Source organism: Pseudomonas sp. ADAK7, assembly GCF_012935675.1.
Lineage (GTDB): Bacteria > Pseudomonadota > Gammaproteobacteria > Pseudomonadales > Pseudomonadaceae > Aquipseudomonas.
Genome location: NZ_CP052861.1, coordinates 6,309,469 through 6,321,675, shown reverse-complemented (window position 1 = coordinate 6,321,675; position 12,207 = coordinate 6,309,469). Strand labels below are relative to the sequence as shown.

General features: G+C 59.6%; 12 protein-coding genes. 7 read left to right on the top strand and 5 right to left on the bottom strand.

Annotated features, from left to right (window positions below):
* Positions 1-11: 11 nt before the first annotated feature.
* The gene (locus HKK53_RS29075) at positions 12-527 is read left to right on the top strand and encodes a DUF2062 domain-containing protein (protein ID WP_169373600.1); all 516 of its coding nucleotides are present in this window, start codon (positions 12-14) and stop codon (positions 525-527) included.
* Positions 528-598: 71 nt separating this feature from the next.
* On the opposite strand, the gene HKK53_RS29070 is transcribed toward HKK53_RS29075, so the two are convergent.
* The 4 genes from HKK53_RS29070 to HKK53_RS29055 form a co-directional block, all read right to left on the bottom strand.
* A complete protein-coding gene (locus tag HKK53_RS29070) occupies positions 599-1,378 on the bottom strand; it encodes an ABC transporter permease (protein WP_169373599.1) in 780 nt (259 codons plus the stop codon).
* Positions 1,375-2,307 (bottom strand): ABC transporter ATP-binding protein, encoded by a 933-nt coding sequence (locus HKK53_RS29065; RefSeq protein WP_169373598.1) that lies wholly within the window; start codon positions 2,305-2,307, stop codon positions 1,375-1,377. Before HKK53_RS29065 ends, HKK53_RS29070 begins: the two co-directional genes overlap by 4 nt.
* A gap of 132 nt (positions 2,308-2,439) precedes the next feature.
* Positions 2,440-3,063: a glutathione S-transferase family protein gene (locus tag HKK53_RS29060; RefSeq protein WP_169373597.1), complete on the bottom strand. Its 624-nt coding sequence runs from the start codon at positions 3,061-3,063 to the stop codon at positions 2,440-2,442.
* Between the two features lie 43 nt (positions 3,064-3,106).
* A complete protein-coding gene (locus HKK53_RS29055) occupies positions 3,107-3,766 on the bottom strand; it encodes a transglutaminase-like domain-containing protein (protein WP_169373596.1) in 660 nt (219 codons plus the stop codon).
* 249 nt (positions 3,767-4,015) lie between these two features.
* Here HKK53_RS29055 and HKK53_RS29050 point away from each other — a divergent pair, with 249 nt between their 5' ends.
* Positions 4,016-6,463, top strand: coding sequence for an acyl-CoA dehydrogenase (locus HKK53_RS29050; protein ID WP_169373595.1), 2,448 nt, complete (start codon positions 4,016-4,018; stop codon positions 6,461-6,463).
* 65 nt (positions 6,464-6,528) lie between these two features.
* Entirely contained in the window at positions 6,529-6,936 is a 408-nt protein-coding gene (locus HKK53_RS29045) for a PA2817 family protein (protein WP_054051726.1), read from the top strand.
* Between the two features lie 90 nt (positions 6,937-7,026).
* Here HKK53_RS29045 and HKK53_RS29040 read toward each other — a convergent pair whose 3' ends face one another.
* The gene (locus tag HKK53_RS29040) at positions 7,027-8,016 is read right to left on the bottom strand and encodes a LysR family transcriptional regulator (RefSeq protein WP_169373594.1); all 990 of its coding nucleotides are present in this window, start codon (positions 8,014-8,016) and stop codon (positions 7,027-7,029) included.
* 89 nt (positions 8,017-8,105) lie between these two features.
* Here HKK53_RS29040 and HKK53_RS29035 point away from each other — a divergent pair, with 89 nt between their 5' ends.
* From HKK53_RS29035 to HKK53_RS29020, 4 genes are all read left to right on the top strand, one after another.
* Positions 8,106-8,732, top strand: coding sequence for an alanyl-tRNA editing protein (locus tag HKK53_RS29035; RefSeq protein ID WP_169373593.1), 627 nt, complete (start codon positions 8,106-8,108; stop codon positions 8,730-8,732).
* A 92-nt stretch (positions 8,733-8,824) separates the two neighbouring features.
* Positions 8,825-9,595, top strand: coding sequence for a 2OG-Fe(II) oxygenase (locus HKK53_RS29030; RefSeq protein ID WP_169373592.1), 771 nt, complete (start codon positions 8,825-8,827; stop codon positions 9,593-9,595).
* A gap of 1 nt (position 9,596) precedes the next feature.
* Positions 9,597-10,235: a LysE family translocator gene (locus HKK53_RS29025; RefSeq protein ID WP_169373591.1), complete on the top strand. Its 639-nt coding sequence runs from the start codon at positions 9,597-9,599 to the stop codon at positions 10,233-10,235.
* 196 nt (positions 10,236-10,431) lie between these two features.
* A complete protein-coding gene (locus tag HKK53_RS29020) occupies positions 10,432-12,180 on the top strand; it encodes a dipeptidase (RefSeq protein WP_169373590.1) in 1,749 nt (582 codons plus the stop codon).
* Positions 12,181-12,207: the final 27 nt, after the last annotated feature.

Genomic DNA, 12,207 nt, shown 5'->3' with positions numbered 1-12,207 from the left:
CGAGAAGCCTTATGCCCCGGCGCTTATTCAAACGCTACATGCCAGACCCGACCAGCATCAGGGAACACAAATCCTTACGCTTTCTCGGCACCCTGCTGCATGACCCCAACCTCTGGCACCTCAATCGTCATTCGGTGGCTCGGGCGATGGCCGTCGGGCTGTTCGCGGCGTTCCTGCCGATTCCGCTGCAAATGCTCCTTGCCGCCATCCTCGCGATCATGGTCCGCGGCAATATGCCGATTGCGGTGAGCCTGGTCTGGCTGACCAACCCGATCACCATGCCTGCCGTTTTCTTCTGTACGTATCAGACCGGGGCCTGGTTGATGGACGTGCCCGCTCGTCATCTGCCGGACGAGTTGACCTGGGAGTGGATCAGCGGCGAACTCTCGACGTTGTGGCAGCCGTTTTTGCTTGGTTCGGTGGTGACGGGGTTGGTGCTTGGGGCGCTGGCGTATTGCCTGACCATGATGTATTGGCGTTGGTGGGTCGGACGGCAATGGAAGCGGCGCAGGAAAAACCGGATGTAGGAATGCAAAACGGCCTCCGCTTGGGAGGCCGTTTTTTTATGCGGTGTCTGGGCTGGCGCCTCGGTCCTGGATCAGGTCCGCATCCCGCGCCCACTCACCAGCAACCGCGCACAACCGATGTACAAGGCCACGGTCGCCACCAGCATGAAGGTGATCGCCACGCTGATCTTGATGTCCGACACGCCAAGGATGCCGTAGCGGAACGCGTTGACCATGTGCAACACCGGGTTGGCCAGGGACACGGTCTGCCAGAACGGCGGCAGCAAGGTGATCGAGTAGAACACCCCGCCCAGGTACGTCAGCGGTGTCAGCACGAAGGTCGGGATGATCGAGATGTCATCGAAGTTGCGCGCAAACACCGCGTTGATGAAGCCCAGCAGCGAGAAGATCGTCGCCGTCAGTACCACCACCAGGATGGTCACGCCCAAGTGATGCACCTGCAAATCGGTGAAGAACAGCGACAGGATGGTCACGATGATCCCGACCATCAACCCGCGCAGCACGCCGCCCAGGGTGTAGCCGATCAGGATCGTGTGCGGCGACACCGGCGACACCATCAATTCCTCGATGGAACGCTGGAACTTGCTGCCGAAGAAACTCGACACCACGTTGCCGTACGAGTTGGTGATCACCGACATCATGATCAGCCCCGGCACGATGTACTCCATATAAGTGAAGCCGCCCATGCCGCCAATCTGCTTGCCGATCAGGTTACCGAAGATCACGAAGTACAGGACCATGGTGATGGCCGGCGGCAGCAGGGTCTGCGGCCAGATCCGAGTGAAGCGCCTTACCTCACGGTAAACGATGGTATTGAGGGCAACGAGGTTAGGTTGCAGCTCGGAACTCATACCGCCACCTTCGACAGATTTTTCTCCACCAGGGACACGAACAACTCCTCGAGGCGATTGGTTTTGTTACGCAGGCTCAGCACTTCGATGTTCTGCTGCGCCAACTGGGTGAACAGCGCGGTGATGCCCATGGCCTTGTCCACCTGTACTTCCAGGGTGTGGCTGTCGAGCAGCTTCGTCGGATAACCGAGCAACTGCGGGACCACGCCCAGGGTGTTCTTGATGTCGAGCAGGAAGGTTTCCACATGCAGTTGGCTGAGCAACTGCTTCATGCTGGTGTTTTCGACGATGGTGCCGTGGTCGATGATCCCGATGTTGCGGCACAACTGCTCAGCCTCTTCCAGGTAATGGGTGGTGAGGATGATGGTGATGCCTTTCTGGTTCAGCTCGGTGAGGAAGGTCCACATCGAGCGACGCAACTCGATGTCCACCCCCGCCGTCGGTTCGTCGAGGATCAGCAGACGCGGTTCGTGAACCAGGGCGCGGGCGATCATCAGGCGCCGCTTCATACCGCCGGACAACGAGCGCGACGGCACATCGCGTTTGTCCCACAGGCCCAGTTGCGTCAGGTATTGCTCGGCGCGTTCCTTGGCGATTTTCGGCGGGATGCCGTAGTAACCGGCCTGGGTCACAACGATGTCGAAAGTCTTTTCGAACTGGTTGAAGTTGAATTCCTGCGGCACCACGCCGATGGAGCGCTTGAGCTGCGCAGGATTCTTGTCCAGGTCGTGACCGAAGATATTCACCGTGCCCGTGGTCTTGTTCACCAGGGTCGAGAGAATGCCGATGGTCGTGGATTTGCCGGCGCCGTTAGGGCCGAGCAAGGCGAAAAAGTCACCTTCGGCGACGTCCAGATCGATACCACTCAAGGCCTGGAAACCGTTGCCGTAGGTTTTGGTTAGCTGCCGGATGGACAGAGCGGAACTCATATCGGGATACGCACCAAGAAGGAAGGAAAGGAATAAATAAGGGCGGGCGGTGATCAATACAACCACGGCGCATGGACGCAATGGTGCTTGTCACCGCCACACAAGTACAGTCAAGTGTGTCGATAGTGAGTATTAAGTCAACGCGGTCATGACGGCTTTCTGATACGCCGGGCGCTGCTTCAGTCGCGCATACCAGGCTTCCAAATGCGGCTGCGGCGCGCGCTCGATCGGCATCTCGAACCAGGCATAAATGAAGCTGCCAAGGGGAATATCGCCCATGCCGATTTCATCGCCGGACAGATATGGCTTGGCAGCCAGCGCCTGATCGGCCATCGCTAGCAAATCGTTGCATTCCTGGATCGCGGCGTTGATGGCAGACCAGTCTTGCTGCTCTTTCGGCGTGCGCAACACGCCCCAGAACACAGTGCGGAATGGGCCGGCGAAGCTCGAAGTGGTCCAGTCCATCCATTTGTCGGCGGATGCCCGCGCCTGAAGATCTTGCGGATACCAGTGTGTTTCGTTGGCATGTCGCGCCATCAGGTAACGCACGATGGCGTTGGATTCCCACAGCACAAAACCATCGTCCTGGATCACCGGAACGCGACCATTGGGATTCATCGCGCGGTACTCCGGCGTGTCCACCACACCGAAGGCGCCACCGGCATCGATGGCTTCATAGGCCAGGCCAAGTTCCTCGGCGGCCCACAGTGGTTTCCTGACATTCGACGAGTTTTTCCGACCCCAGATCTTCAGCATGACCGCCTCTTTATGGATGAATGCGCAGGCAGCATACGCCGGATCAGGCGCGACTCAAATCACTCTGCATGTCCCCCAACAGCACCGGCAATTGTTCGCCGAACAGGTGCGGGTAGCACTTTTCCAGGTGTTCGAAAAAGAACGCTTCGGGCACATCAGGGAACTGGCCGTGGTCCACCAGGTATTCCATCAATTGCTCGCCGTCGCGGTTGAAGGGATGGAACACGCTGTCGTTGACGCCATCGAATTCCAGCGGCGCGACATTGAACAATTCGCACAAGCCTTGATTGAACGCCGGCGTGGCTTTGACCCAGCGTTCGTTCAGGTACAGCTCGGTATAACCGTGCATGGCGAACACATCGCTCTTGAGCAGTTCGAGCAGGCGCGGGGTCGACAGGTGATTGCGAACGTCCGCCAGGCCGATGCGTGCCGGGATCCCGCAATGCCGGGCGCACCCGGCCAGCAACGTGGCCTTGGGCACGCAATAACTTTCGCCGGTCGCCAATGCGTAACTGCCACGCAAGGTGTCTGGGTCGCGGCTGAAGGTGTAAGGGTTATAGCGCACGGCCTCGCGCACCGCGTAATAGAGATTGATCGCCTGCTCGCGCGGATCGCGACTGACACCGCGATGTTTTTCCGCGAACTCCACCACCGCAGGGTGGTCACTATCGATGAAGCGGCCGGGACGCAGATACTCGTGCATGAGGACGATCTCCTGGGGGAGCCTCGAGTCTAACGGCACCTTCAGCACAGAGATAACGACGATTCGGCCAAACATGGGCGCTTTGCCGCTTACCCTGCGAACGATTTCCGAGGCCGGTTGCCAACAGGTCTTACAAAACCCATCCAAGGTTTCCCACGATTTCAATCACATTGCTCTGACCACCCGAAATTACGGATGCCGTCTAAGCTCTGAACGTTGGTTTTGCCCTGGTTTCACGGAGGATTAAATATGCTGTTGTTGTGGATACTGGTTCTGATCGTCGGCATCGCCTGGTTGGCCCACCGCCGCATCGCCCCGCTGCCGGCGTTGACCATCGTTGCGGTCTATGTGGTGGCAATGGGCGCCTTCAGCCATGCGCCGGGTTGGTTGCTGCTGGTGCTCTGGGTGCTGATTGCCGCCGTTGCGGCACCGCTATTGCTGCCTGACCTGCGCCGCAAATACTTCAGCGCGCCGCTGTTCAGCTGGTTCCAGAAAACCCTGCCGCCGATGTCGCAAACCGAGCGCGACGCGATCGATGCCGGCACGGTGTGGTGGGACGGTGAACTGTTCAGCGGCCGTCCGGACTGGGACAAACTGCTGTCCTATCCAAAAGCGCAACTGAGCGAAGAGGAACAGGCCTTTATCGACGGCCCGACCGAAGAGCTGTGCGCCATGGTCAGCGACTGGCAGATCGGCCAGGACATGGACCTCCCGCCAGAAGCCTGGTCGCACATCAAGGAAAACGGCTTCTTTGCGCTGATCATTCCCAAGGAGTTCGGTGGCAAAGGCTTCTCGGCCTATGCTCACTCCCAGGTCGCGATGAAACTGGCGACCCGCAGCGGCGACCTCGCCTCCACCGTGATGGTGCCCAACTCCCTCGGCCCCGCCGAACTGTTGCTGCATTACGGCACCGACGAACAACGCAACCATTACCTGCCACGCCTGGCCCGCGGCGATGACATTCCGTGCTTTGCCTTGACCGGTCCACTGGCCGGTTCCGATGCCGGCGCGATGCCCGACACCGGGGTGATCTGCAAAGGCGAATGGGAAGGCCAGGAAACCCTTGGCCTGCGCCTGAACTGGGAAAAGCGCTACATCACGCTGGGCCCGGTGGCCACCCTGCTCGGCCTGGCCTTCAAGGCTTATGACCCGGATCATCTGTTGGGCGACAAGGAAGACCTGGGCATCAGCCTGGCGCTGATCCCGACCGACACCGCCGGGGTTGAAATCGGTCGTCGTCATCTGCCACTCGGCGCCGCGTTCATGAACGGCCCGAACTCCGGCAAGGACGTGTTCATCCCTCTGGACTTCCTCATCGGCGGCCAGGAAATGCTCGGCAAGGGCTGGATGATGCTGATGAACTGCCTGTCGGTAGGCCGTTCGATTTCTTTGCCTGCGGTGGGTACCGGCGCGGCGAAGTTCACCAGTCTGGTCACCGGCCAGTACGCCCAAGTGCGGGAACAATTCAATGTGCCGCTGTCTGCCTTCGAAGGCATTCAGGAAGCCATGGCCCGTATCGGCGGCAATGCCTGGATGATGGACGCCGCGCGTATGCTCACCGCCAATGCAGTGGACCTGGGCGAGAAGCCGTCGGTGCTGTCGGCGATTCTCAAGTATCACCTCACCGAACGCGGCCGCGAGTGCATCAGCCACGCCATGGACGTGCATGGCGGCAAGGCGATCATCATGGGGCCGAACAACTACCTCGGTCGCAGCTGGAACGGCGCGCCGATCTTCATCACCGTGGAAGGCGCGAACATTCTTTCGCGCAACCTGATGATCTTCGGCCAGGGCGCGATTCGCTGCCATCCGTTCGTGCTCAAGGAAATGGCCCTCGCCGGTCGTGAAGACAAGGATCAGGCGCTTACCGAATTCGATGGCCTGCTGCTCAAGCACATCGGGTTTGCCGTGAGCAACGCCGCCAGCACGTTGGTGCTGAATCTGGGTTTTGGTCATTTCGATCGGGCGCCGGGCAACTCGCTTAGCCAAGGTTACTTCCGCGCCCTCAACCGTCAGGCTGCGGCGTTCGCCATGCTGGCCGACCTGAGCATGATGCTGCTCGGCGGTGAACTGAAACGTCGTGAACGCCTGTCGGCACGCCTGGGAGATGTGCTCAGCAACATGTACCTCGCCTCCGCTGCGCTCAAGCGTTACCACGACCTCGATTCACCGGACCACATGGCACCGCTGTTCAACTGGGCCATGGAAGAAAGCCTCGGTCAGTCCGAGCGTGCGCTGGATGAACTGCTGACCAACTTCCCGAACAAGGTGCTGGGTTGCCTGCTGCGGGTGATCGTGTTCCCGTTCGGTCGTCGTCACAAAGGGCCATCGGACAAACTCGGCGCCGAAGTGGCCGCAGTCATTGGCCGGGCCAAGGGCGATCCGACCCTCGAAGAGTTGCTCGGCGGTTGCTACCGTCCGCAATCGGCCGAGGATGCCGTTGGTGCCCTGCAACACGCCTGCAACCTGCTGAACGCGGCGCAACCGTTGCAGAAGAAGCTGCACGTGGCGCTCAAAAGCGGCCAGGTCAAACCGGCCGCCGGGGAACACGCCATCGATGCCGCACTGGAAGCTGGAGTGTTGCAACCGGGTGAGGCGCAGACCCTGCGCGACGCCGAAGTGGCGCGGCGCAAGGTGATCGATGTCGATGATTTCGACAAGGAAGAGCTGGCGCTGGCCGACGGAAAGGTCCGCTGATCCTGTAAAAACAGGCGTGGGGGCTTTATACTCCCGCGCCCGTTTTGCTCTTGAGGACTTATCTCGTGTCCAATGTCGTTGCCGATCATCTCGTCTTGCTGGACCACTTGCGCAGCATCCTGGTCGCCGTAGGTGAGGCCGAACAGGTTCCCGAAGAAAGCCATGCCTTGTTCCTGGAGCGCTTCGACGAATTGCGTGCGTTGCTGCCGGTCGATCCGATCGAAAGCCAATACCTGGGCCAGGACATTCTCTGCCAGGTCATCACCCGCTACCCGCAAATCGCCCACCTGGTACCGCGCGACCTGTTGTGGTACTTCGCCGGCGACTGCCTGCACTACATGCCCGATGATGAAATCGACTTGTATCAGGCCCTGGAAGAGCGTCGTTTCGAAGCGGAACAGAACGACGAACCGTTCGACTGGAACCAGGAAAAACAATTGCTGGCGATGTCGCAGGACGACAGCAAGCACTGATCCCGGATCAGGAATACAAAAGGCCCGCATGATGATTCATGCGGGCCTTTTTTTTGTGGCGTCAGCGAGGCTTGCCCGCGAATGGGCCGGTCAGAGCAACCCATCACTCTCCGGCAACTCATACTCCGCCGCGACCTTGCCCGGCTTACCCGGTTTACTCAGCGTCGGCTCTTTCTCCAGGCACTCCACCAGATAATCGATAAACACCCGCAGCTTGGGCGGCAGGTAACGCGTCGGCGAGTGCAGCAACCATGCGCCGCCATGGTACGAAGCCAGAAAAGTCCAGTCGGGCAACACCTGCACGATCAACCCTTGCTCCAATGCATACCGAGCGGTGAAGTACGGCAGGCTGCCAATGCCGATGTGCTGCAACACCGCGCCCAATCGCACACCGGTGTGATTGGCGGCATAACGCCCGCGCACGCCGACGGTCACGGCCTTGCTGCCTTTCTTGAATTTCCAGCGCGCATCGCTCGGGGTTTCGCCCAGGTAGATGCAACTGTGATTGAGCAAGTCATGGGGATGCGCCGGCGTTCCGTGTTCCGCCAGGTATTGCGGCGTTGCGCAGAGCAAGTGGTCGATGGTCAGCAACTGTCGTCCAACCAGCCCTGCGGGCGGGCGATCGGTAATGCGGATCGCCAGATCAACGTTGTCATCGATCAAATCCACCTGCCGATCTTCGAGCAACAGTTCCACATCGACTTTGGGATAACGCCGCAGAAATTCCGGCATATGCGGGTGAATCACAAATCGTCCCACGGCCTTGGGCACGCTGACCCGCACCAATCCTTCAGCCTCGTGGGTGAATTGACCGCTGATTTCCATCACCGACTTGGCCGCGCTGACCATCTCCTGGCAACGCTTGAACACCTCTTCGCCGCCGTCGCTCAGGCGCAACTTGCGTGTGGTGCGCTGCAGCAACCGGGTGGCCAGGGCTTTTTCCAGGCGCGAAATGCTGCGGCTGACCGCCGAGGGCGATGAGCCCAGCTGACGTGCCGCTTCGGAAAAGCTGCCGGTCTCGACAACCTTGACGAAAATCGCCATCTCACCCAGCAGCGGCAGCGGTAGATTTATGCTCACAGCGCAACAGTCCTTTGATGTTTGGACGGATTATCACGCAATTCCACGCTTCATATAATAAAAATAGAATCTTTATAAGGGCATGGAATATGACGCTTCGCCTCTTTTTCCATAGTGATGACCTCAAGGCCGATGTGGAAGTCCTGGATTGCACGCCCCACGAGAATGAATTCGCGGTCGTTTTGCGCGCCACCCTGTTTCACCCCCAAGGCGGTGGGCAGCCCTTCGATACCGGCTGGATCGGTGAAAGCCAGGTGCTGCGGGTGGCCCAGGATCCAGACCGGATCGTCCATTACGTCGACCGGCCGGTAAAAATCGGCATGACCCAGATCCGGGTTGATGAACAACGCCGCCAATTCAATACCCGCATGCATTCGGCCGGTCACCTGATCGGCCACTTCGTCCAGGGACTGGGCTGGATGCCGATCAAGGCCCACCACTGGCCGGGCGAAGGTCGCGTGCAGTTCAAACCGACGGATTCGGCCGAAGAGGTCGAGGCCCAGACTCTTCAAGACGGCATCGCACAGTGGATCGCCGACGACCTGCCGCGCCTGACCTCGCTGCGCGAAGGTGCCCGGGAAATCGGTTTCGGCGAATTGCCCGCCTACGGCTGTGGTGGCACCCATGTACGGAGCCTGAAGGATTTGGGCACGGTCACGATCGACTCCCTTTCACAGAAAAAGGGCACGCTGTCCGTCCACTACCACGTGGACTGAGCTTGTTGGCGATGTCGGCACCGTCATCGCCTGACGCCGGGGGAGCGTGCATTCGCGGGCTCCGTTGACTACTCGATAGATGGACCTAAACCATGATGCTTGACGTCGAGCGTCTCGATGAGACGTGCATAAAAAAACTGGCCAACGAAGAAGTCCTCGCCATCCGCGTCAAAGGCTTTTTGCCTCAACCGCTGGCGGTGCAGATTGGCGACAAGATTCTTGCGCCGGGCTTCGAAGGCTATATCAATGCACCGAGCATCGGTCGCATCGGCATGGCGTTCTACGAAGCGGAAAACCAGCCGCTGCTGATCGAAGACTATTTCGAACGCGCCACCCGCAACATCGAGGAACTGCGCAACCGCTGTGCGCCCTACTCGTCCCCGGTCGACACCCTGCGCTGCATGCTCGACGAGTCCTGGCCGGCGGGTGCCCATCTGGAGAACCTCTACGGGCGCAAGATGTATGTCGGGCTATCACGCGTTGTGAAACCTGGCGTGTGCTTTCTCGCCCATCACGACATTTTTGCCAAGGATGCCCCGGACAGTTTTCAGGCCCGCAGCCTGGAGGCGCAATTCGCCTGCAACGTTTACCTGAACATGCCCACCGAGGGCGGTGCGTTGCAGATGTGGGACCACGACATTTCCCCCGACCGTTTCGATGAAATGCGTGGCGACAGCTACGGCATCGATCCGGCCCTGCTTGGCCCTCCGACCCTGGAGATTCGCCCTGATCCGGGCGATTTCATCATGTTCAATTCGCGCTGCATGCACTCGGTGACCCCAGGCGTGGCCGATCCGCGCTTGAGCCTTTCGTTCTTTGTCGGTTATCGCGGCAATGCTTCACCCCTTACCTTTTGGAGTTGAGATGCTTTCGAATTACCTGGGCGAGTTTCTGGCGCTGGCGACCATCCACTTTCTGGCCGTAGTCGCACCCGGACCGGACTTCGCCGTGACCATTCGCCAGTGCGTGCGCTTCGGCCGGCTGGTGGGCATCTGCACCGCGCTGGGCATCGGTGCGGGGATTTCCGTGCATGTGCTTTACACCCTGCTTGGCGTCGGCGCGTTAATGCACACCACGCCGTGGTTATTGACCGTGGCCAAGGTCGTGGGCGGTGCCTACATTCTGTACCTCGGCGTCAGCCTGCTGCGCAGCAAGCCCAAGACTGCACTGGAAGGCGACAAAGCCGCCGACGAACCGGTGGTGGAACAGACGTTGTTGAAGGCGTTTACCACCGGTTTCCTGACCAACGCGACCAACCCGAAAGCCACGCTGTTTTTCCTGGCGATCTTCACCACCATCATCAGCGCCACGACACCGCTGCAGATCCAGGCGCTGTATGGCTTGTGGATGTGCTTCGTCAATGCGCTGTGGTTTGTGATCGTCGCGTTGTTCTTTTCCAGCGCCCGGATTCGGCTGTTGTTCATGCGCATGGGGCACTGGTTCGAACGCACCATGGGGGTGATTCTGATCCTGTTTGCCGGGCGCCTGATTCTGTCGATGTAGCCCCGCGCCCATACAAAAGGCCCGCTCAGTCAGACTGGCGGGCCTTTTTCGTTTCTGCGTCGCTTTTGCGGTTCTGTGCGACAGTTCCCACTTCTGGGGCTCCCCTACTGCTTCCCCGTGGTGTTAGTTTGGAAACCTTTCTGATTCTTCGATCAGAAATCTCCTACTCACTACCTGCGAAGGAATGCCCCCAGCAATGGATTTTTCTCTCAAGCAACTGGCCGCGACTACCCTGATACTGGCGAGCCTGTCGTCGTTCGCCACGCTGGCGCATGCCAACATCACCCCGCAACAGAGCGCGACCCTCCTCAAGTCTTTCAGTGAAACCTCAGTCACGGATTTCAGGCAGTTCCTGGGTGGCGTGGCCAAGAGCGACCTGGCGAAGACCGCCAACCTCGGCCCGGCCATCAGCGCCTTCCTCGGCAACAAAACCCTTTCTGCCGAACAGCAGAACGAGATCACACGCCTGCTGGGGATTTATGCGCGGGTGAAATATGGCAGCGCGGCCACCGAGACCTTGCGCGAACTGGTGGAAATTCCGACCTTCCAGGTCGAAGGAGTCGCCCAGCACGACAACCCTGAATTCATCAAGATCGCCGACAAGATCAAAAGCCTGGCCCAGGCCTTCAACCTGAACTTTCGCAACATCGACAACCGCGTCTATGAAATCTCCCTCGAAGGCAGCGGTGATGAAGTCGTGGGCATTCACGCCCATGCCGACGTGGTGCCCGTGACGCCGGAGAACTGGGTTCTGAAGGACGGCACCAAACTCGATCCGTTCAAAGTCACCCTGATCGGCGACCGCATGTATGGCCGGGGCACCGAAGATGACAAGAACGGCATCGTGGTCGCGATGTACGCGATGAAGATCATTAAGGAAGAGAAGCTGCCGCTGGCCAGGAATTTCAAGCTGCTGGTGGATACCACCGAGGAAACCACCGGCGACGCCATTCCCTATTACTTCGAACATAACCCGACGCCTAACTACAACCTGGCGTTGGATGGCGGTTACCCGGTGGTGATTGCCGAGAAAGGCTACGGCACCGTCATGGCGAAATTCGCCGTACGCAAGGGCGAAGGCAAAGGCGCCGAAATCATCTCAATGACCGGCGGCATGGCGACCAACCAGATTCCTTCGGCTTCCGTCGCTACCCTGGTCACTGACAAACCCGCCGAACTGGCTGCCAGCCTGCAGAAGGCCGGGGCTGATTATGCCAAGCGCAACAGCGGCAACGGCGGTCACTTCGAAGTGAACGCCAAGGTCGACGGCAAGAACGTCAAGCTGACGGTCACCGGCGTTTCCGCTCACTCCTCCGAGCCCGAGTCCGGTGTAAACCCGGTGGCCAGGATGCTCGTTTTCATCAATAGCCTAGATGGCAAAGTCGCGCTCAAGCACAACCACATCACCGACGCCGCCCGCTATGCCGCCGATAACTGGGGCCTGGATTACCTGGGTGGCAAATTGGGGGTCGGCTTCTCCGATGCCTTCATGGGTCCGCTGACCACGTCCCTGACCTTTGTCGGGATGGATGACAAAACCTTCAAGCTTGCGGTCAACCTGCGTGTGCCGAAGGGCGAGTCCCCGGAAGCGCTCAAGGCGAAAATTGCTGAAAAGATCGGCGCCTGGACCAAGAAAACCCAGGTAGCGGCGACCTTCGACTACTCGATCGCCGAGCCGATGTACCGCAATCCTGAGGGTGAATGGGTCAAGGCGCTGCTGGCCGTGTCCACGGAAAACCTGGGCATGGAACACAAGTTCGGCTCGTCTGCCGGCGCTACGTCCGTCCATGAACTGCCCAATGGCGTGCAATTCGGCCTGGCCAGACCTGAGGTCAAATACACCGGCCACACCGACAACGAGTTCAAGACCGTCGACCAGTTCCTGCTGGACCTGCAGATCGTGACCGAGATGATGGGCCGCGTCGGACAGTTGCCAAAACTCTGATCGCACGTTCGGACCCGCTGCTCTGGC

Excerpts from the sequence above, each read along its gene's own strand:
- HKK53_RS29035 (WP_169373593.1), top strand. The coding sequence starts at position 8,106 with ATGACGCTTCGCCTCTTTTTCCATAGTGATGACCTCAAGGCCGATGTG.
- HKK53_RS29025 (WP_169373591.1), top strand. The coding sequence starts at position 9,597 with ATGCTTTCGAATTACCTGGGCGAGTTTCTGGCGCTGGCGACCATCCAC.
- HKK53_RS29030 (WP_169373592.1), top strand. The coding sequence starts at position 8,825 with ATGATGCTTGACGTCGAGCGTCTCGATGAGACGTGCATAAAAAAACTG.
- HKK53_RS29050 (WP_169373595.1), top strand. The coding sequence starts at position 4,016 with ATGCTGTTGTTGTGGATACTGGTTCTGATCGTCGGCATCGCCTGGTTG.
- HKK53_RS29020 (WP_169373590.1), top strand. The coding sequence starts at position 10,432 with ATGGATTTTTCTCTCAAGCAACTGGCCGCGACTACCCTGATACTGGCG.
- HKK53_RS29060 (WP_169373597.1), bottom strand. The coding sequence starts at position 3,063 with ATGCTGAAGATCTGGGGTCGGAAAAACTCGTCGAATGTCAGGAAACCA.
- HKK53_RS29055 (WP_169373596.1), bottom strand. The coding sequence starts at position 3,766 with ATGCACGAGTATCTGCGTCCCGGCCGCTTCATCGATAGTGACCACCCT.
- HKK53_RS29070 (WP_169373599.1), bottom strand. The coding sequence starts at position 1,378 with ATGAGTTCCGAGCTGCAACCTAACCTCGTTGCCCTCAATACCATCGTT.
- HKK53_RS29065 (WP_169373598.1), bottom strand. The coding sequence starts at position 2,307 with ATGAGTTCCGCTCTGTCCATCCGGCAGCTAACCAAAACCTACGGCAAC.
- HKK53_RS29075 (WP_169373600.1), top strand. The coding sequence starts at position 12 with ATGCCCCGGCGCTTATTCAAACGCTACATGCCAGACCCGACCAGCATC.